General features: G+C 60.9%; 12 protein-coding genes and 3 pseudogenes. 5 read left to right on the top strand and 10 right to left on the bottom strand.

The genetic code is table 11. The features are described from left to right. Positions 1–83: 83 nt before the first annotated feature. Positions 84–1,383: pseudogene (hisD, locus tag N0Q91_RS07930) on the bottom strand (histidinol dehydrogenase). 179 nt (positions 1,384–1,562) lie between these two features. Between hisD and relB the strand changes: the two are divergent. From relB to N0Q91_RS07905, 5 genes are all read left to right on the top strand, one after another. Continuing rightward, positions 1,563–2,111, top strand: coding sequence for a type II toxin-antitoxin system RelB family anti-toxin (gene relB, locus N0Q91_RS07925; protein WP_275597786.1), 549 nt, complete (start codon positions 1,563–1,565; stop codon positions 2,109–2,111). Positions 2,112–2,228: 117 nt separating this feature from the next. Then, entirely contained in the window at positions 2,229–3,269 is a 1,041-nt protein-coding gene (locus N0Q91_RS07920) for an ABC transporter substrate-binding protein (protein WP_100673716.1), read from the top strand. A gap of 107 nt (positions 3,270–3,376) precedes the next feature. Beyond that, positions 3,377–4,441, top strand: a complete 1,065-nt coding sequence (locus N0Q91_RS07915; RefSeq protein ID WP_100673717.1) for an ABC transporter ATP-binding protein — start codon at positions 3,377–3,379, stop codon at positions 4,439–4,441. Next, the gene (locus N0Q91_RS07910; protein WP_275597785.1) at positions 4,438–5,619 is read left to right on the top strand and encodes an ABC transporter permease; all 1,182 of its coding nucleotides are present in this window, start codon (positions 4,438–4,440) and stop codon (positions 5,617–5,619) included. Before N0Q91_RS07915 ends, N0Q91_RS07910 begins: the two co-directional genes overlap by 4 nt. Then, entirely contained in the window at positions 5,616–6,401 is a 786-nt protein-coding gene (locus N0Q91_RS07905) for an ABC transporter permease (protein ID WP_100673718.1), read from the top strand. The genes N0Q91_RS07910 and N0Q91_RS07905 overlap by 4 nt, the downstream gene beginning before the upstream one ends. A gap of 205 nt (positions 6,402–6,606) precedes the next feature. Here the strand turns inward: N0Q91_RS07905 and N0Q91_RS07900 are convergent, their stop codons facing one another. The 9 genes and pseudogenes from N0Q91_RS07900 to N0Q91_RS07860 all read right to left on the bottom strand — a co-directional run bounded on the left by N0Q91_RS07900 (position 6,607) and on the right by N0Q91_RS07860 (position 18,100). Then, positions 6,607–7,713, bottom strand: coding sequence for a TRAP transporter substrate-binding protein (locus tag N0Q91_RS07900; protein WP_275597784.1), 1,107 nt, complete (start codon positions 7,711–7,713; stop codon positions 6,607–6,609). Between the two features lie 290 nt (positions 7,714–8,003). After that, the gene (mgrA, locus tag N0Q91_RS07895; protein WP_275597783.1) at positions 8,004–9,032 is read right to left on the bottom strand and encodes an L-glyceraldehyde 3-phosphate reductase; all 1,029 of its coding nucleotides are present in this window, start codon (positions 9,030–9,032) and stop codon (positions 8,004–8,006) included. A gap of 178 nt (positions 9,033–9,210) precedes the next feature. Beyond that, positions 9,211–10,344, bottom strand: coding sequence for a Gfo/Idh/MocA family protein (locus N0Q91_RS07890; RefSeq protein WP_275597782.1), 1,134 nt, complete (start codon positions 10,342–10,344; stop codon positions 9,211–9,213). 16 nt (positions 10,345–10,360) lie between these two features. Further along, positions 10,361–11,121, bottom strand: a pseudogene (locus N0Q91_RS07885) (sugar phosphate isomerase/epimerase family protein). Positions 11,122–11,177: 56 nt separating this feature from the next. Then, positions 11,178–13,652: a beta-mannosidase gene (locus N0Q91_RS07880; RefSeq protein ID WP_275598106.1), complete on the bottom strand. Its 2,475-nt coding sequence runs from the start codon at positions 13,650–13,652 to the stop codon at positions 11,178–11,180. A gap of 92 nt (positions 13,653–13,744) precedes the next feature. Then, positions 13,745–14,830 carry an ABC transporter ATP-binding protein gene (locus N0Q91_RS07875; RefSeq protein WP_018095222.1) on the bottom strand — a complete coding sequence of 362 codons (1,086 nt, stop codon included), beginning with the start codon at positions 14,828–14,830 and terminating at the stop codon, positions 13,745–13,747. Between the two features lie 6 nt (positions 14,831–14,836). Continuing rightward, a pseudogene (locus tag N0Q91_RS07870) lies at positions 14,837–15,776 on the bottom strand (carbohydrate ABC transporter permease). Then, complete coding sequence (locus N0Q91_RS07865; RefSeq protein WP_100673725.1) at positions 15,769–16,677, bottom strand: carbohydrate ABC transporter permease; 909 nt, start codon at positions 16,675–16,677, stop codon at positions 15,769–15,771. The pseudogene N0Q91_RS07870 and the gene N0Q91_RS07865 overlap by 8 nt, the downstream one beginning before the upstream one ends. 187 nt (positions 16,678–16,864) lie before the next feature. Then, a complete protein-coding gene (locus N0Q91_RS07860; protein ID WP_275597781.1) occupies positions 16,865–18,100 on the bottom strand; it encodes an ABC transporter substrate-binding protein in 1,236 nt (411 codons plus the stop codon). Positions 18,101–18,148: the final 48 nt, after the last annotated feature.

The following is an 18,148-nucleotide window of genomic DNA, read 5'->3' as shown; positions in this document are numbered from 1 at the left end:
ACGGCTTACCGTTGGCCGATACAAAGAAGCCACCCGGCACCGGCCGGGTGGCTTCTTTGCATCGTTCCATTTGGAAGGACGGATCAATCGGCAGCGAATTGCCGGGGGCTGAGCCTCAGAGCGGCTGCGCGGCGATGGCCTTCGAGCCGTTCTGTAGCGCTCTGCCGTACAGCGGCAGGAGCGACCGCGGCAACGCCGCGTTCATCCAACCATTGATGCGTGCAGATTTTGACGTAGGAGCCGACCCAGAGCCCACCCGTATACCGGCCAGCGGCCATGGTCGGAAGGGTGTGATTGGTGCCGCAGCACTTGTCGGAGTAAACCACGCTGGCCAGTTCGCCGATGAAGAGTGAACCGTAGTTGCGGAGCTTCTTGGCGGTGGCCTGCGGATCACGGGTGTGAACCTGAAGATGCTCGGCTGCGATGTAGTCTGAATAGGCGATCATCGCTGCTTCGTCTTCGCAGACGGTGATCTCCCCATAATCCTTCCAGGCTACCGACGCGACATCGGCAGTCGAGAGGTCCTGCAACTGCCTTTCGACTTCGACCAGGGTAGCTTCCGCGAGCTTGCGGTCGGTCGTGATCAGACCGACGCGGGTGCGAACATCGTGTTCTGCCTGCGCAAGGAGGTCGGTGGCGATCATAGCAGCATTGCCGGTTTCGTCGGCGACGATGAAGATTTCGCTCGGGCCGGCAAGCTGGTCGATGCCGACTTGACCAAACACCTGGCGCTTGGCTTCGTTGACGAATGCGTTGCCGGGGCCAACGATCTTGTCGACCGCCGGGATTGAACTCGGTGCCTGATGCCATTGCCGCGATTGCCTGGGCTCCGCCTACACGGAAGATGCGATCGGCACCTGACAGATGGCAGCCCGCGATCATGGCCGGGTGTGCGTTTGGCGGGAGGCAGGCGATTACCTGGTCGCAGCCGGCGACCTTAGCCGGTACGATGGTCATGACCGGCGCCGACAGGAGAGGATACCGACCGCCAGGCACGTAGCACCCCACGACTTCGATCGGGATGACGCGGTGGCCGAGGTGCAGACCCGGCAGTGTCTCGATTTCAAGCGGGAGGATGGTCTTGAGCTGAGCTTCGGCAAAGGCGCGGACGTTCGCGATGGCGAATTCGGTGTCTTCGCGGGTCTGCGGATCGAGTTCCGCTACGGCCTTCAGCCTCTCTTCTTCGCTTACTTCGAACTTTTCAAGCTCCACTTTATCGAAGGCTGCGGAGTATTCGCGAACAGCGGCGTCGCCGCGCTCACGCACATTTGCGATGATATCCTTGACCGTCTTCTCGACCGGAGCCGTGTCGGAGACTGCGTCACGGGTAGGCTTCTTGATCTGGATGAACCTGTCATTCAATGCGGCGAGACGCGATGTCATTAAAATCTCCTGTGTGCGGTGGTGTCTCAGCATCGTGGAACCGCGGCAGACGGGCAATTGCCCGCAAACCACCCGTTCAGTATTCTCACCACTTTGCGCGCCCGACGATCTCCGGAAGTAGGAAGCGCGCGCCGGGGATGCCATGCTGGCGCGAACCGATCAGATTAAGGAATCGACGAATGCCGAAAATCGGAAGCAAACTTCGTGAACTGCGCCGGAGGCGAGACTTGGGAGTCAGAGAACTGGCTGCGCGGTCGGGCATTTCACATTCTACGATCTCATTGATCGAGCGAGACCGAATGAGCCCGTCGATCGACACGCTCGGCGCGGTCCTCGACGCCCTGGGCACGACGTTGCCCGGCTTCTTTTCCGACCTGCAATCGAGTCTTCCATATACGCCGTTTTATTCCTCGGCCGACCTCATCGAGATTGGAAAGGCTGACACGATTTCCTACCGCGTCATTGGTCTGGACCATCCGAACAGGCAGATGCTTATGCTCCATGAGCGTTACGCGACCGGCGCAGATACCGGAGAGGAATTCACCCATGCGGCACAGGAGGCCGGCATGGTTCTGTCCGGAGCCGTCGAGGTGACGGTGGGCAACCAGAAGCGTATCTTGGGCGCGGGTGACGGCTACTATTTCGATAGTCGGCTTCCGCATCGATTCCGCAACGTCCACGATGGCCCGAGCGAAATAGTGAGCGCGATTACGCCGCCGACCTATTGACGCAGGCGTCACTCGATCCGAGTGGTGAGAATAGTGACCAGAGCGGTTAGTGCCCTTCCCAAACCCCTGAAAACTGCTTTGTATCGTGCAGTCGAAAACACTAATGGGGAGGGCTCGATGAAAATCCTTAAAGCTGCTGTCATTGCCTCTAGCGTCCTGACGACGAGCGTCGTCGGTGCGCAATCACGCGACCTGACAGTCGTATCCTGGGGTGGGAATTTCCAGGACGCGCAAAGAAAAATCTTCTTCGAGACATTCGGGAAGGAAACTGGAAAGCCCGTTCTCGATGAAAGCTGGGAGGGCGGATACGGCGTGTTGCAGGCTAAGGTGAAGGCCGGCGTGCCGAACTGGGATGTCGTCGAAGTCGAAGCCGAAGAGTTGGCTCTTGGTTGCGCCGACGGCATCTACGAAAAGATCGACTGGCAGAAGATGGGCGGGAAGGAGGCGTATCTCCCGGCGGCCGTCAGCGACTGCGGTGTCGGCAATATCGTCTGGTCGACCGGCCTGTCCTACGATGGTGACAAGCTGGCGGAAGGTCCGAAGACCTGGGCCGATTTCTGGGACACGACGAAATTCCCGGGTAAACGCGGCCTGCGCAAGGGCCCCAAATATGCGCTTGAGTTCGCCTTGATGGCAGATGGCGTCCCTGCGGACCAGGTTTACGACGTTCTGAGCGGCGAAGGCGGCGTTGATCGCGCATTCAAGAAACTAGACGAACTGAAGGCGGATATCATCTGGTGGGACGCTGGGGCACAACCACTCCAGCTGCTATCTTCCGGCCAGGTCGTCATGACGTCCGCATATAACGGCCGCATCAGCGGGATCAATCGCAGCGAGGGCAAGAAGTTCGGTTTCGTTTTCCCCGGCAGCGTCTATGCAATCGACAGCTGGGTAATCCTGAAGGATAGCCCGAACAAGGACGCCGGCATGGACTTCATTGCCTACGCGAGCAAGGCTGAAAATCAGGCGAAGCTTCCGGAGTATATCGCATACGGGCTTCCGAACCTTGGTGCGACCAAGCTCGTCCCGGAACAGTTCCAGAAGGAGCTGCCGACGACGGAAGAGAACCTGAATGGTGCCGTCGCTCTCGACGTAGACTTCTGGACAGACAACTCGGAAGAGCTCACCCAGCGTTTCAACGCCTGGCTGGCTCAGTAGGCGATCGTCTCAGTTAATTTACCGCCGCTCTGTTGCCCCGATCGATGGGGCAACATAACCCTTTGATCGTTTGGGGGGTGGCCCTCCTCCATTTTGCGTAGGTGACGATGGGCAACGCATTCATTCACTTCGACAAAGTCAGCAAAGCGTTCGGCGCCATGACCGTCGTCGATAAACTGGACCTGGCTATCGAGAAGGGCGAGTTTGTCAGCATGCTCGGACCATCCGGTTCAGGCAAGACTACACTTCTGATGATGTTGGCCGGCTTCGAGGCCCCCACCAGCGGATCAATTTCCGTCAGGGGCAAGCGGGTCGATGCACTGCCGCCCCACAGACGGAACATGGGCGTGGTTTTCCAGAACTACGCTCTGTTCCCCCATATGACAGTTGCGGAGAATGTAGCGTTTCCGCTCAAGATGCGTCGGGTGTCCCGCGGTGAAATCGTCGATCGCGTCGGCAAGGCTCTCGATATGGTCCAACTCGGGGCGTTCCACGACAGGCGGCCGATCCAGCTGTCGGGCGGTCAGCAGCAGCGTGTAGCGCTGGCGCGAGCGCTCGTCTTCGAACCTGAAGTGGTCCTCATGGACGAACCGCTCGGGGCCCTGGACAAAAAGCTTCGCGAGCAGATGCAGATGGACATTCGCGATATCCATCATCGATTGGGTCTGACCATTGTTTTCGTGACACATGATCAGGCCGAAGCGCTGACGATGTCGGACAGAATCGCCATTTTCAATCACGGAAAGATCGAGCAGATCGGCACGCCTTCCGAAATTTATGACCGTCCGACGACGCAATTCGTCGCCGAATTCATTGGCGAAACCAACTTGCTCAGCGGCAAAGTGACGACGTCCGAAAACGGTTTGCTGGGTATTGCGGTCGATGGCGGCCAGCAACTCCAGGTCGCGTCAGCCGCAAAGCACGAACCGGGCAAGCACGTGAAAGTCTCGGTCCGGCCCGAGCGCATCGAACTCGGTTCTTCCGACGGATCGAGGAATGAATTGAAGGTCAGGGTGTCTGATGTGGTCTATCGCGGTGACCACCTGCAGGTCGTCGTCGAGGCGGCAAACGGGTCTCTCGTCATCAAGTCTACCAGGAAAGCAACCACGCCTCGGATCGGTGATGAGGCGGTCGCCTCGTTCTCACCCGAACAATGCTGGATCGTCGCATGAAGCAACGCTCCCGGTTCCTGCAGCATGCCAAATCGTTCGTCCTGATTGCGCCCCTTGCGCTATTCCTTCTGTTCTTTTTCATCGTCCCTTTGGGAACCATGATGAAGACCGCCGTTTCCGATCCCGTCGCGTCTCGCGCGCTACCTACCGTAGCTGCTGCCCTCGACGGATGGGACCGCTCGAGCGCTCCGCCGGTGGAGGCGCAGAGAGCGCTGGTCGTCGACATTCAGGGAATACAGGACGACGAATTGTTTGGTGACCTCGTTCGACGGCTGAACAGCGCGAAGTCGGGTTTTCGAACATTGATGAGCAAGACCAGGACGGCCGTTGCCGATGACCCTAGCCTCGGTGACCTCACCTCCGTCGATCGGCGATGGAACGACCCGGCATTCTGGATTGCAGTCCAGGACGCCGCAAGCTCGCCTGTCACCGACCGAAATCTTCTTGCGGCTGTCGACCTGACGCGTGACAAGAATGGCAACGTGGTCGACGCGCCGGCCGGTACCTCGGCAAACCGCGAAACGCTGCTTCGCACCATGGTCATGGCGGGCATGGTGACCGTCTGCACCGTTTTGATCGGATTGCCCTTCGCGATGGTGGCCGCCTCGACCACTGGCTGGAGGCGTCAACTCCTGCTTGGAGCGGTTCTGCTCCCGCTTTGGACATCGCTGCTCGTCAGAACGGCCGCCTGGTACATCATTCTGCAAGACAATGGTCTGATCAATATGACGCTCCAGGCAATCGGCCTGACGGACGGGCCATTGCCTTTGGTCTTTAATCGGTTAGGCGTCGTCATCGCCATGACCCATGTCCTGCTTCCCTTCATGGTATTGCCGATCTTCAGTGTTTTGATCGGCATTCCCAAGAACCTGATGCCAGCCGCGGCCTCACTTGGCGCGTCACCTTTCCGATCATTCCTTTCGGTGCTTCTGCCACTCAGCCTGCGAGGCGTCGTGTCCGGATCGCTGCTCGTGTTCATGAGCGCTCTTGGGTACTACATCACACCTGCACTGATCGGCGGCGCAAAGGATCAGATGATCAGCGCCGTGATCGCCTACTATGCAACGGGCGCGGCCAACTGGGGCATGGCAGGCGCGCTCGGGATCGTTCTCCTGACCGCAACGATCATCCTTTACGTCGTCTACCTGCGGCTCTCATCCGAGGAGGCCAGGGCATGAGGACGCTTTCCCTGTCCAAGGCGATATTCGGCTCGGCCGTCGTCATCTTTCTCATGGCCCCGCTATTTGCGATCCTGCCGCTGGCCTTCACCGACAGCGTGTTCCTCAACTATCCGATCCCTGACTTTTCGTTGAGGTGGTTCGATGAATTGTTCACTGCCGATGCCTGGCGGCGCTCGATTATCAACAGCCTGATCATCGGAGCAGGAACGACGGTGCTTGCCACCGTGCTGGGTACGGTCGCCTCGCTTGGGCTTCGCGGAAAATCCGTATCGCTCCTGTTCGGTTTTTTCCGCACTGTGTTCCTGCTTCCGATGGTGGTTCCAGCGGTGGTGCTGGGCGTCGGTATGCAGTTGATGTTCGCCCAGTATGGGCTCGCGAATACCTATTTGGGAGTGATCGTAGCTCATACGGTGATCGCCATCCCGTTCGTGGTGGTGAACGTCACGGCCGCCCTACAGGGCATAGACCGTCGGCTTGAAAACGCTGCGGCGAGCCTCGGAGCATCGCCGACGGTCGTCCTCAAGACGGTTACACTGCCTTTGGCCATGCCCGGAATCATTTCAGGAGCAGTCTTCGCGTTTGCGACTTCGCTGGATGAGGTGGTGCTGACGCTGTTCGTCGCGGGTCCCAACCAGAGAACCGTTGCACGGCAGATGTTCTCCACGATACGCGAGAACATCAGCCCCGCCATTGCTGCCGCCGCATTCCTGTTCATCGTAGGCACCGTCCTGATTGCAGCCTTGGCTTACTTCCTTCGAAAGAAGCGGCAGGTCGCGTGAGCTGGATCGGCGCACTTTCATAAAAGGCCACGACGGAAAGCCTGCACGCAAGCGGCCCGAAGGGGACCCGCGGCAATGTTCCGGTCCTCAAATGGCTTAATGGGAAGAAACTCACCTGCAGCTAGTCCCTTCTCCCCGTCAAACGGGGAGAAGGTCGCGGCAGCGGATGAGGGGCAACTTCGAAAAAGTGCCCCTCAGCGCAGCGTCAGATCTTGCCGTTCCGCTGCTGGATCATCATGAAGGTGTCGTAGTTGTATTCCGCAATCTGTGCGTTGAGGAAATACTCCGCGCGGAAGGCTTTGATCGATTCCCAGATCTTCTTGAATGGCGCGTTCGACGCTTCCATTTCCGCGTAAACCTTGTTGGACTCGTCGAAGCAGGCCGACAGGATTTCCGGGCTGAACGGGCTCAGCTTCGCCCCCGCCGCAACGAGTTGCTTGATCGCGGACGGGTTGAGATAGTCGTACTTCTGCAGCATGTTCGCGTCGGTCGCCTGGCAGGCCGTCCGCAGGAGCGACTGATAAGCCTTCGGCAGGCCGTCGAAGGCTGCCTTGTTGAACATGGCATGCACGGTCGGACCGCCTTCCCACCAGCCGGGATAGTAGTAATAGGGCGCGACCTTGTAGAAACCGAGCTTCTCGTCGTCATAGGGACCGACCCATTCGGCCGCGTCGATCGTGCCTTTTTCGAGAGCCGGATAGATGTCGCCGCCGGCGAGCTGCTGCGGAACGACGCCGAGGCGTTCCATGACCTTGCCGGCGAAACCTCCGACGCGCATCTTCAGGCCCTTCATGTCGGCGACGGTCTTGATTTCCTTGCGGAACCAGCCGCCCATCTGAACGCCGGTATTGCCGCCCGGGAAGCCGACGAGGCCCTGGGTTCCGAGAAACTCGTTGAAGAGGTCGATGCCGCCGCCATGATAATGCCAGGCGTTCATGCCGCGGGCATTGAGTGCGAAGGGCACGGCAGCGCCCAGCGCCCAGGTAGGATCCTTACCCCAGTAATAATAGGCTACCGTATGGCACGCTTCGACGGTCCCGGCAGCCGCCGCATCCGCTGCCTGCAGGCCCGGGACGATTTCGCCGGCGGCGAAGACCTGGATCTGAAAATTTCCGTCGGTAGCTTCGGACACGTATTTCGACAGCACTTCCGCGCCGCCATAGATCGTATCCAGCGATTTCGGGAAGGACGACGTCAAGCGCCAGGTGACCTTCGGATTGGTCTGCGCAACGGCCGGCGCAGCCAGCGTCGATGCAGCAGCCGCACCCAGGCCGCCGATGCTCGCATGTTTGATGAATGAACGGCGATCCATGGTTCCTCCCTGTTCCCGCCATGAGCAGTGCGACACGGATCGGCCGCGTCACTGCCCATCGAGCCCCCGTCCGCCCATCCGGGACGTCGCAAGGTCTCTTTCCTCCTCGTTAGTGCCGCCAACGCCGAAGCCCGCGAAGGCTTCGCGCACCGCGGCACACGTGCACCATACATAATCGATAATGCATGTCCAGCGACCGTGTCGCGGCGTCTTCTTCGACTTTTGTATAAGACGTCGCAAGCGGTTGGAAATTGCCCAAAATCGAGGCAAATCAATGCATTCGAACCGATTCAGAGCTCGGCGGATCTGGCCCAGAGATTGACGTCGGCCTCGCGTGCGTAAAGGTCGATTTCGCTCAGTTCCTCTGATGTGAAAGCGTCGTTTTCCAGCGCCTTGACGCAATCGACGATCTGTGCGGAACGGCTGGCGCCGATCAGCGCCGAGGTGATGCGGCCGCCGCGCAGCACCCAGGCGAGTGCCATCTGAGCGAGCGTCTGGCCGCGCCGTTCGGCGATCGCGTTCAGCTTGCGGATATTGTCGATGATCCCCGGACGGATGAAATCCTTCTTGAGGAAGTGGTTCTGCGCGGCGCGGCTGTCCTCGGGAATGCCGCTCAGGTACTTCGTCGTCAGCATGCCCTGCGCGAGCGGCGAAAAGACGATCGAGCCGATGCCGAGCTCCTCCAGCGTGTCGACGAGGCCGTCGTCCTCGACCCAACGGTTAAGCATCGAATAGCTCGGCTGGTGGATGAGACAGGGCGTGCCCATCTCCTTCAGGATCGCCGCCGCCTCGCGGGTACGCTGCGAGTTGTAGGACGAGATGCCGACATAAAGCGCACGCCCCGAACGGACGATGTGATCGAGCGCACCGCAAGTCTCCTCGAGGGGCGTTTCCGGATCGAAGCGATGGGAATAGAAGATGTCGACATAATCGAGCCCCATGCGTTTGAGGCTCTGGTCGCAAGAGGCGACAAGATATTTCCGGCTGCCCCACTCGCCATAGGGGCCGGGCCACATGTCATAACCCGCCTTCGACGAGATAATGAGTTCGTCGCGCAGGCCGGCGAAATCGGTGCGCATGATCTCGCCGAAGGCGATTTCGGCCGAGCCGGGCGGCGGACCGTAATTATTCGCCAGATCAAAATGGGTGATGCCGAGGTCGAAGGCCGTGCGGCACATGTCCACCTTGCGGTCGTGCGGCGTGTCGCCACCGAAATTGTGCCAAAGACCGAGCGAAATCGCCGGGAGCTTCAAGCCGCTCCGGCCGCAGCGATTGTACTTCATCTTCTCGTATCTGTTTTCCGCCGGTTTCCAGGCCATGACTCATGTTCCTCGTTCGCTTCGGTGGCGTTGAATACCCCTCCCCACGAGGGTCCTCAAGGGGCAGCAGATCGATGAAGGGCCCTTGATCCGCCTGGCGGCCCCTTCTCGCCATCAAAATGGGAGAAGGTGGCGGCAGGCGGATGGCACCCGCGAGGCTCCGGTAAACGGAGGAGGGTCAGCGCAGCAACGCCTGCGCCTCTTCAATGCCGAGCGCCGCCGGCTGGGTGCAGGTTGTCGACAGCGTGACGAAACTTCCCTCCTCGCCGGATTTGAGGATCGACACCATCACGTCGACACCGTGCAGCGTGCGTTCCAGCGAGCAGCGGGCATCGCGCCCCTTGAGGATTGCGTCCGCCATATCCGCGAGCCCCGCCGTCCGATAATTGGCGATCGGGCCGAGCGGATGGTCCCAATTGTTGACGGCGAAGGGGTGTTCCCACATTTCGAGCGGCTGGATGTCCTTATTCCGCCCGCTCGCCTCGACCGTGCCGCCGAAGAAATTCGGATCCGGAACGAAGAGCGAGCCTTCGGTGCCATAAAGCTCCATATTCGCATGACGATGCGACCAGACATCCCAGCTTGCCGAAAGCGTGATGGTTGCGCCGTTCTGGAACTCGAGCAGGGCGTGAATGTTGGTGGGTGTCTTGACCGGGATAACCTCGCCGTTTCTGGGTTCGCTGGTGATGGTCCGCGTCGTGCTCGCCATGGAGGAGAGTGCGCCGACCCGTTTCACCGGTCCGATCAGGTTGATCAGGTTTGCGATGTAATAGGGTCCGAGATCGAGAATCGGCCCGCCGCCCGGCAGGAAGAAGAAGTCCGGATTCGGATGCCACATCTCCATGCCCGGGCTCATGACATGACATGTACCGGAGGTGACCTGCCCGATCTTGCCGGCGTCGATATAGGCGCGGGCAAGCTGGTGCGCCCCACCCAGGAAAGTGTCCGGTGCGCAACCGACCGTCAGCCCCTTTCCGGTGGCAATTCTCCTTAGCTCCTCCCCCTGCTCCAGCGAGAGCACAAGCGGCTTTTCGGAATAGACATGCTTGCCGGCTTCCAGAATGGCTTTCGAGACCGGAAAATGCGCCTCCGGGATTGTTAAATTGACGACGATGTCAACTTCCGGATTGGCGAGCAGTGCATCGATGCTCTGCGCAGTCACGTCGAATTCGGCGCCGCGTGCTTCCGCCGCCGCCGGATTGATGTCGGCACAGGCGGCGATCCGAATGCCCTTGAACAGTGGAGCAAGCTTGAAATAGGTCGTGGAGATATTGCCGCATCCGACGATGCCGACACCAAGTTCTTTTGTCATGGGAGTTTTCCGTCGATCAGTAGGATTGAATCGAAGCCAGCGAGCGCTTGGCGAAACGCCTGAAGTCGCTGGGATTGTCGTGTTCGGCGACAAAATACTTGGCCGAAGTTCTGGAAAGCGCCTGGATCAGTGCCTTCCAGTCGAGCGTTCCCTCCCCGACGTCGGCCCAACCATCCTCGTCCGCATTCTCGCCCTTGGGCGCGATGTCCTTGACATGGACGGCCGTGATGCGGGTCGGATATTTCGAGATCCAGGCGAAGGGGTCTCCCCGCCGCGCACGATCCAGGCGATATCCGCCTCCCAGGAAAGGTCCGGGCCGCCGGCGAAAATCTGGTCGAGCGGCACCGAGCCGTCGGCGAGTGCATGGAACTCGAAGTCGTGATTGTGCCAGCCGAAGTCGAGCCCGGCGTCGCGGAACGGCTTGCCGGCCGCCTGCAGCCGTGCCCCGAATGCTCGCCATCCGCCCGCATCCATCGGGCGCTGGTCCGGCATCAGGTAAGGGCAATAGATAGCGCGAATGCCGAGCGCCTCGGCGATCTCAAGCACGCGGGGCGCGTCGCTTTCCAGCATATCCAGGCCGAAATGCGCGGTCGGCATGGAGAGGCCGTTACGATCGAGCCCGGCCTTGAAATCGGCGATCTCCGCATCCGAGAGGGCCGCGTAAAGGGCTCCGTAGCCTTCCACCTGTGTGTAGCCCGCGGAGCCGACAGCAGAGAGGACTTCGGCAAAAGGCGGGAAATTGCGGGCGCTGTAGAGCTGGAAGCTGACGTCTTTCATGGAAATCTCCTGGTGGTTCGTTGAACGGTTGCCTGGGAGTGCGCGTAAAATGGGACTCACCCTTTTCCCTGGCAGGATTCGAGATCGTAGGCGCTGAAGCGTGGGCTCACGCCCGCGTCGACCGGCAGCCTTGGCGTGAATCGGATCGATTTCGTCTCGCCGGCGGTCAGATCGAAGGCATTGTCGGAATAGCGTCCCTCGACATCGGCCTCGATCATGACGTGCAGCGCCAGCCCGGCGGCCGTTACGGCGACATCGAAGGAACCGTCCGGCCGAGGCGCTGTCTCGATGGTCAGGCCGGAAGGCACGAGATCGAGCGCTTTATAGGTACCGTGGACATAGTGTCCTTCGCCCGTTGCCCCGTTCGAAGCTTCGAAAGACCAGAAGAGCAGCGTGTCGGGTGGAATATCCTTCGCGGCGATGGTCACGAGGGTCGACGCGCGATCGGCCGGGCACGTCCCCGCGGCGGCGAGCAGCGGCTGCCGAGTGCCGTCGAGCGAAACCAGGAACGCCTGCAACTCGACCGTCACCGGCTCGGCCGTGTCGTTCACCATCGAGAAGGCGATTTCCCGCCCATCCGTGGAGGGAATTGCGGCAACGGCAACCGGCTGGAAGAAGCGGCGCGCCATGTAGTGCATCGCCTTCCAATGTCCGCCATAGTCGAGGCTCGACCAGGACGCGACCGGCCAGGTGTCGTTGAGCTGCCAATAGAGCGTGCCCATGCAATGGGGCTTCAGCGACCGCCAGTAGTCGACGGCCGTCCGGATCGCCAGGCCCTGCTGGATCTGGCTCAGATAGACGAAGCTCGGAAAATCCTTGGGGAACCGGAAGTAGCGGAACATGGTGCCGGCGATGCGTTCGTTGCCGCCGGCATTCTTCTGATGCGTCTCCATCACCGGCGAGGCGATGTTGAGGTCGCGCGTTTCGGCGAACTGCCGGATGACCGGCATCGAGGTGTAGGACTGGAATCCGAATTCCGAGCAGAAGCGCGGCCGCACGGTGCGGTAATTGTCGAAGGACTTGTTCTCGTGCCAGACGGACCAGTAGTGCATGTCGCCGGCCCCGTCGGCGTGCCAGGCGTCGCCGAAATCGAGGTATCCGACGGAGGGGCTGGACGGCCACCAGATCGCTTCCGGGCAGGCCTGCTTCATCGACGCCTCGACCGTCCGGTTCAGGCGGTCGTAGGAGACAAGATAGCGGTCGCGATCCCTGCGGCTCTCCTCGAACCAGGTAAGCGCGCCGACAAGCTCGTTGTCGCCGCACCAGAGCGCGACGGACGGATGGGTCGAAAGCCGCCTGACCTGATAGTCCACTTCGGCCGCAACGTTCTCCAGGAAATCCGGCGTCGACGGGTAGAGATTGCAGGCGAACATGAAGTCCTGCCAGACGAGCAGACCGAGCCGGTCGCATAGATCGTAGAACCAGTCGGGTTCATAGAAGCCGCCGCCCCAGACGCGGATCATGTTCATGTTCGCGTCCACCGCCGAGCGGAGAAGGTCCTCGACACTTTCGGGCGTGACGCGCGACATCAGCGCATCCGCCGGTATCCAGTTGGCCCCGCGGCAGAAGATCTCCCTGCCGTTTACCCGGAAGGCGAAGCGGCTTCCCGCCTCGTCCTTATCGGTGACGAGCTCGATCGTGCGGAAGCCGATCTGCCGCGTGACGGTTTCGCCGGGCACCTCCACCTTGAGGGTCGAGAACGCCTGATCGCCGCTGCCGGCCGGCCACCAGCGCCTGGGCTCCTGCACCGTGAAGACATGGGTAAGGCGCGTTTCCCCGGCGCCGACCGCGCAATCCAGTCGTTCGCGCACGCCGTCGAGCATGAAATGAACCGGCACGATACCGGGATCGCGGGCGAAAAGCTGGACCGTCACCTGCAGATCGACGCTGCCGTCATCAAGCCACATCTGGCGCGTGGTGACATGTTCGATGCGAGCCGTTTCCAGCCGGCGGAGCGCCAACGAGCCGTAGATCCCGAGCGGCGCGATGGCGATATTCCAGTCCCAGCCGAAATGGCATTGCGGCTTGCGCAGCATGTTGCCGTTGGCGATCGGCGAATTGCCGTCATGGTAGGGCACGTAGAAGGGTTGCGCCGCCTGCCGCCGCGCTCCCTCGGCAATTGCCGAATGGAGCACGATGCGGATGCGGTTCTCGCCGGCGACGATCGCGTCCGATACGTCGGGTCGATAACGGCGGAAGCAATTCTCGGACTGCAATACGCGCTCATCGTTGACGTAGACCGAGGCGACCGTGTCGATGCTTTCGAAGTCGAGATACCATCCCCCGTTCAGATCGTCGGCATCGATGACGACGGTGCGCTCGAGCACCCAGTCTTTCCGGGCGACCCACTGGATATCGGCCTCGTTTCGGCCGCGATAGGGATCGGCGATGATGCCGGCTCGCTGCAACGCACTATGCACGTCGCCCGGCAGCGCGATCGTCAGGGCGTGGCTGTTGTCGGCGGCGGCAAGCAGCCAATCGCCGGAAAGGTCGATGCGGATGGAATCGCGGTTCGGGGTTTCGGAGGGCATTTCCATGATCCATTCGTGCACCGGGCGGCCTGCACCGGCGCCGTTTCATCGATGCGGACCGAGCCTGGTATCCCGGTCCCCTTCTCGGCTCGTCAGAGGCGGTTTTCACTCTCGGCGTCGAAGATCGACGCCACGCCCATGTCGAAGGTAAGGCGCACGGTGCTGCCCGGCGGGTAGCGCCTCTGGCCGGCAATCCGCACCGACATCGATTGGCCGGCAAATGTCAGCCATAGGAGGTTGTCGGCCCCCATCGGTTCCTCGATGTCGACGACCGCCTGGTGCGCCGGCTCGCCGTCCCTCGCCTCATCGACCTTCACGTGCTCCGGCCGCAGGCCGAGAACGACCTTCCGGCCGGGCTGCAGCCTGGTGTGCGCCGGATAGTCGGTCACGTCGAAAGCGATGCCTCCGACCCGAACGAAGCTGCGTCCGTCCTTTGCCTCCACCTCGCCGCGGAAGAAATTCATCGACGGCGAACCGATGAAGCCGGCGACGAAGAGGTTCTCCGGGGCGTTATAGATCGTCATCGGATCGGCGAGTTGCTGGATCACGCCGCTTTTCATGACGGCGATCCGGTCGGCGAGCGTCAGCGCTTCGATCTGGTCATGGGTGACATAGATCATCGTGTTCTTCAGCGACTGATGCAGGCGCTTGATCTCCACGCGCAGTTCGGAGCGAAGCTTGGCGTCGAGGTTCGACAGCGGCTCGTCGAACAGGAAGACGTCGACATCGCGCACCAGCGCCCGGCCGATCGCCACACGCTGCCGCTGACCGCCGGAGAGCTCCGAGGGTTTGCGCTTGAGCAGCGGCTGGATCTGCAGGATCTCCGCGGCACGCGTCACGCGCTTGTCGATTTCGGCCGGCGGGATCTTGGCGACCTTCAGGCCGAAAGAGAGATTCTTCTCGACGGTCATTTGCGGATAGAGCGCATAGGACTGGAACACCATCCCGATGCCGCGGTCCTTCGGTTCCTCCCATGTGACGTTGCGATCCTTGATGAAGATCTGCCCGTCGGAGACGTCGAGCAGCCCGGCAATGCAATTGAGCAGCGTGGACTTGCCGCACCCGGAAGAGCCGAGCAGGACGAGAAACTCCCCGTGATCGATGTCGAGATTGAGCCTGTCGAGCACGGTGACGGCGCCGAAATTCAACGACAGATCCCTGACAGATACGCTTGTCATGCTTGCTTATCCTTTCACTGCGCCGGCTGCGATGCCGCGGACGAACAGGCGGCCGGACACGAAGTAGACCGTCAACGGCACGAGGCCGGTCAGGATCGTGGCCGCCATGTTGACGTTGTATTCCTTCACGCCCTGAACCGAATTGACGATGTTGTTGAGCTGAACCGTCATTGGGTAGTATTCCGGCCGGGTGAAGACCACGCCGAAAAGGAAGTCGTTCCAGATCCCGGTCACCTGGAGGATCATCGCAACCACGAAGATCGGCAGTGACATCGGCAGCATGATCTTGAAATAGATCGTCCAGAACCCGGCGCCGTCGACGCGTGCGGCCTTGAAGAGCTCCTCCGGCAGCCCGGCGAAATAGTTGCGGAAAAGCAGGGTCAGGATCGGCATGCCGAAAATCGTGTGCACGATGATGAGGCCGGTCAGCGTCCCGTAGACGCCCATTTCTCTGAGCACGATCACGATCGGATAGATCATCACCTGGTAAGGGATGAAGGCGCCGACGATAAGGATGGTGAAGAACAGATCGGCGCCCTTGAACCGCCAGTTGGCGAGCGCGTAGCCGTTCACGGAGGCGATTGCGATCGAGATGATCACGGACGGCACGGTGATGCGCACCGAATTCCAGAAGCCGCGGGAAAGCCCGTCGCAATTCAGTCCGGTGCAGGCCTCCGCCCAGGCCTTCACCCAGGGCTCGAAAGTGATCTCGAGCGGCGGAGCGAAGATGTTGCCGACGCGGATCTCGGGCATGCCCTTGAGCGAGGTCACGATCATCACGTAGAGCGGCAGAAGATAGTAGAGCGCCACGACGATCAAAGTGCCGTAGACGATGATATTGCGGCGGGAGAGCGTCCTGCGCGGCTTTCTGCCGCGAGGGCCGGCCACGAGTTCCGGGAGCAGTCTCGTAAGCCGCGGCCATGCTGTTGTTTGCGATGTTATCCACGCTTGCGGCCTCCTCCGAACTCCAGATATGCCCACGGCACGATGATGATCGCGACAGTCACGAGCATCATTGTGGAGGCGGCAAAGCCCTGGCCCAGGTTCTGCGCCTGGAACATGTAGTCGTAGACGTATTTGGCCGGCACTTCGGAGGCGATCCCCGGGCCGCCGCTCGTCTGCGCCACGACGAGGTCGTAGACCTTGACGATGCCGCTCGCGATGATCACCAGAGTGGTGATGAAGACGCCGCGCATCATCGGGATGATGATCAGCACATAGGTCTTCCACATCGGGATGCCGTCGACCCGCGCCGCTTTCCAGATGTCCTCGTCGATCCCTCGCAGCCCGGCGAGCATCAGGCACATGACGAGGCCCGTTCCCTGCCACAGCGCGGCGATGAGAATGCCGTATATGACGATGTTCGAGTTGTAGAGCGGGTCGAAGGAGAAGCTCGTCCATCCAAGCGACCTGACGATCGACTGGATCCCGTATTGCGGATTGAGCAGCCATTGCCAGACGAGGCCGGTGACGATGAACGACAGGGCGAACGGATAGAGCATGATCGTCCGGAACGTGTTCTCGAAACGGATCTTCTGATCCATCAAAGCGGCCAGCACGAAGCCGATCACCAGGCTGAAAATCAGCGAGAGGCAACCGAAGACCGCCAGGTTCTGGATCGAGACCAGCCAGCGGGGCGCAGCCCACAGCCGCTCGTACTGGTCGAAGCCGACAAAGGCGAGCCGCGGCAGGAGCTTGGAATTGGTAAAGGAGTAGACGACCGTCCAGGCCGTACCGCCCACGAAGATGACCAAGGCCGTGAGGATCATCGGGATAGAGGCGATCTTCGCATTCAGGTTTCGCAGCCACTGGTTCGGCCGCGCCGAACCACGTGTTAGACCTGTCATGTTTCCTCCTCCGAACTGCAAAAGGTTTTCATGTAATCGGGCACCTGCGGCAATGCGGCTGAGGCCCGTTTGCCTCCCTCGCCCGCCACGCCTGCGCCGACAAAATCAGCGCAGGCGGCGCGTTTTCACCGTGCTCCCGGCGAGGGAAGATCAGCCCCGTCAAAGCGCGGGGCCTGGAGCGCCGCTCTCAATCCGCAGCCGCGATGATGTCGGCGAAACGCTTCTGCGCATCTTCCGGCGTCATGGAGTGGTTCGCGAAGAACTCGGAGAAAAGGTCCTCCTTCTGCTTCTGGCTGTCGGCCGACAGAAGCTGGTCCGTGCCCTGGATCACATTGCCCTTTGCGAGGATATCGAGCCCCTTCTTCATGCAGTCGTTCGCAGCCGCAAGATCGACGTCCCCGCGTACCGGCAGAGAGCCTTTCTTCAGATTGAAGGCCACCTGCGTTTCCGGCTTGAGCAAGGTCGACGCCAGCACTTCCTGCGCCTTCGACTTCTCCTCGTCCTCCAGAAGCGGGAAGTAGAACGCATCGCCGCCGGTCGAGATCACCTCGTTGACGCCGAGACCCGGAAGGCAGGTGTAGTCCACGCCGGCTTTCTGACCCGCAAGCTGGAACTCGCCCTGGGCCCAGTCCCCCATGATCTGCCCGCCAGCCTTGCCGGTGATGACCATGTTGGTCGCCTGGTTCCAATCCTGGACGTTGGTGCCCTTCGACATGCGGCGGGCATCGTCGGCAGCCTTGAAGACTTTGGCGATTTCGGGCCCGGCTGCCACTTCCTCGTCTTTCTGGGCGAAGACTTTCTCGAAGTTCTCCTTGCCGGCGATCGCAACCATCAGCACGTCGAAGGCGCCCGCCGCCTGCCATGGCTGGCCGCCGACGGCGAGCGGAACGATTCCGGCCTTCTCGAGCGCCGGGGCCGCAGCGACGAACTCGTCCCAATTCTTCGGAACTTCGACGCCCGCCTGCTTGAAGGCTGCATTCGAAAGCCACAGCCACTGCCAGGAATGGATGTTGACCGGCGCGCAATAGATCTTGCCTTCGATCGTGCAGGAGTTGAGCAGGCTCGAGGGCTTCACGACTTCCTTCCAATTCTCCTTGGTGGCGATGTCGGTGAGATCGCGCATCAGGCCCGCCTGCACCAGCTCTTCCGCCTGACGGCCGTGGTTGAACTGGGTGGCGGCCATTGGATCACCGCCGGTTATGCGGCTGATCATGATCGGGCGTGCGGTGCCCCCGGAGCCGGCGATCGCACCGTCGACCCACTTGTTGCCGGTCGCATCGAAAGCTTTCGCCAGCTCGGCAACCGCCGCGGCTTCACCACCCGAAGTCCACCAATGCGTGACCTCGAGATCGGTCGCGTTGGCAGCGCCGAATGGCAAGGCAGTGGCTGCGCCCAAAGCGGCAGCTAGAAAACGCAATTTCATGAGTGTCCTCCCTCACTGTAACGTTGCCGGAAAAACTTAGTTCAAAGA

This window comes from Sinorhizobium prairiense (assembly GCF_029201645.2).
Lineage (GTDB): Bacteria > Pseudomonadota > Alphaproteobacteria > Rhizobiales > Rhizobiaceae > Sinorhizobium > Sinorhizobium meliloti_A.
This window is presented reverse-complemented; position numbering and strand designations above follow the sequence as displayed.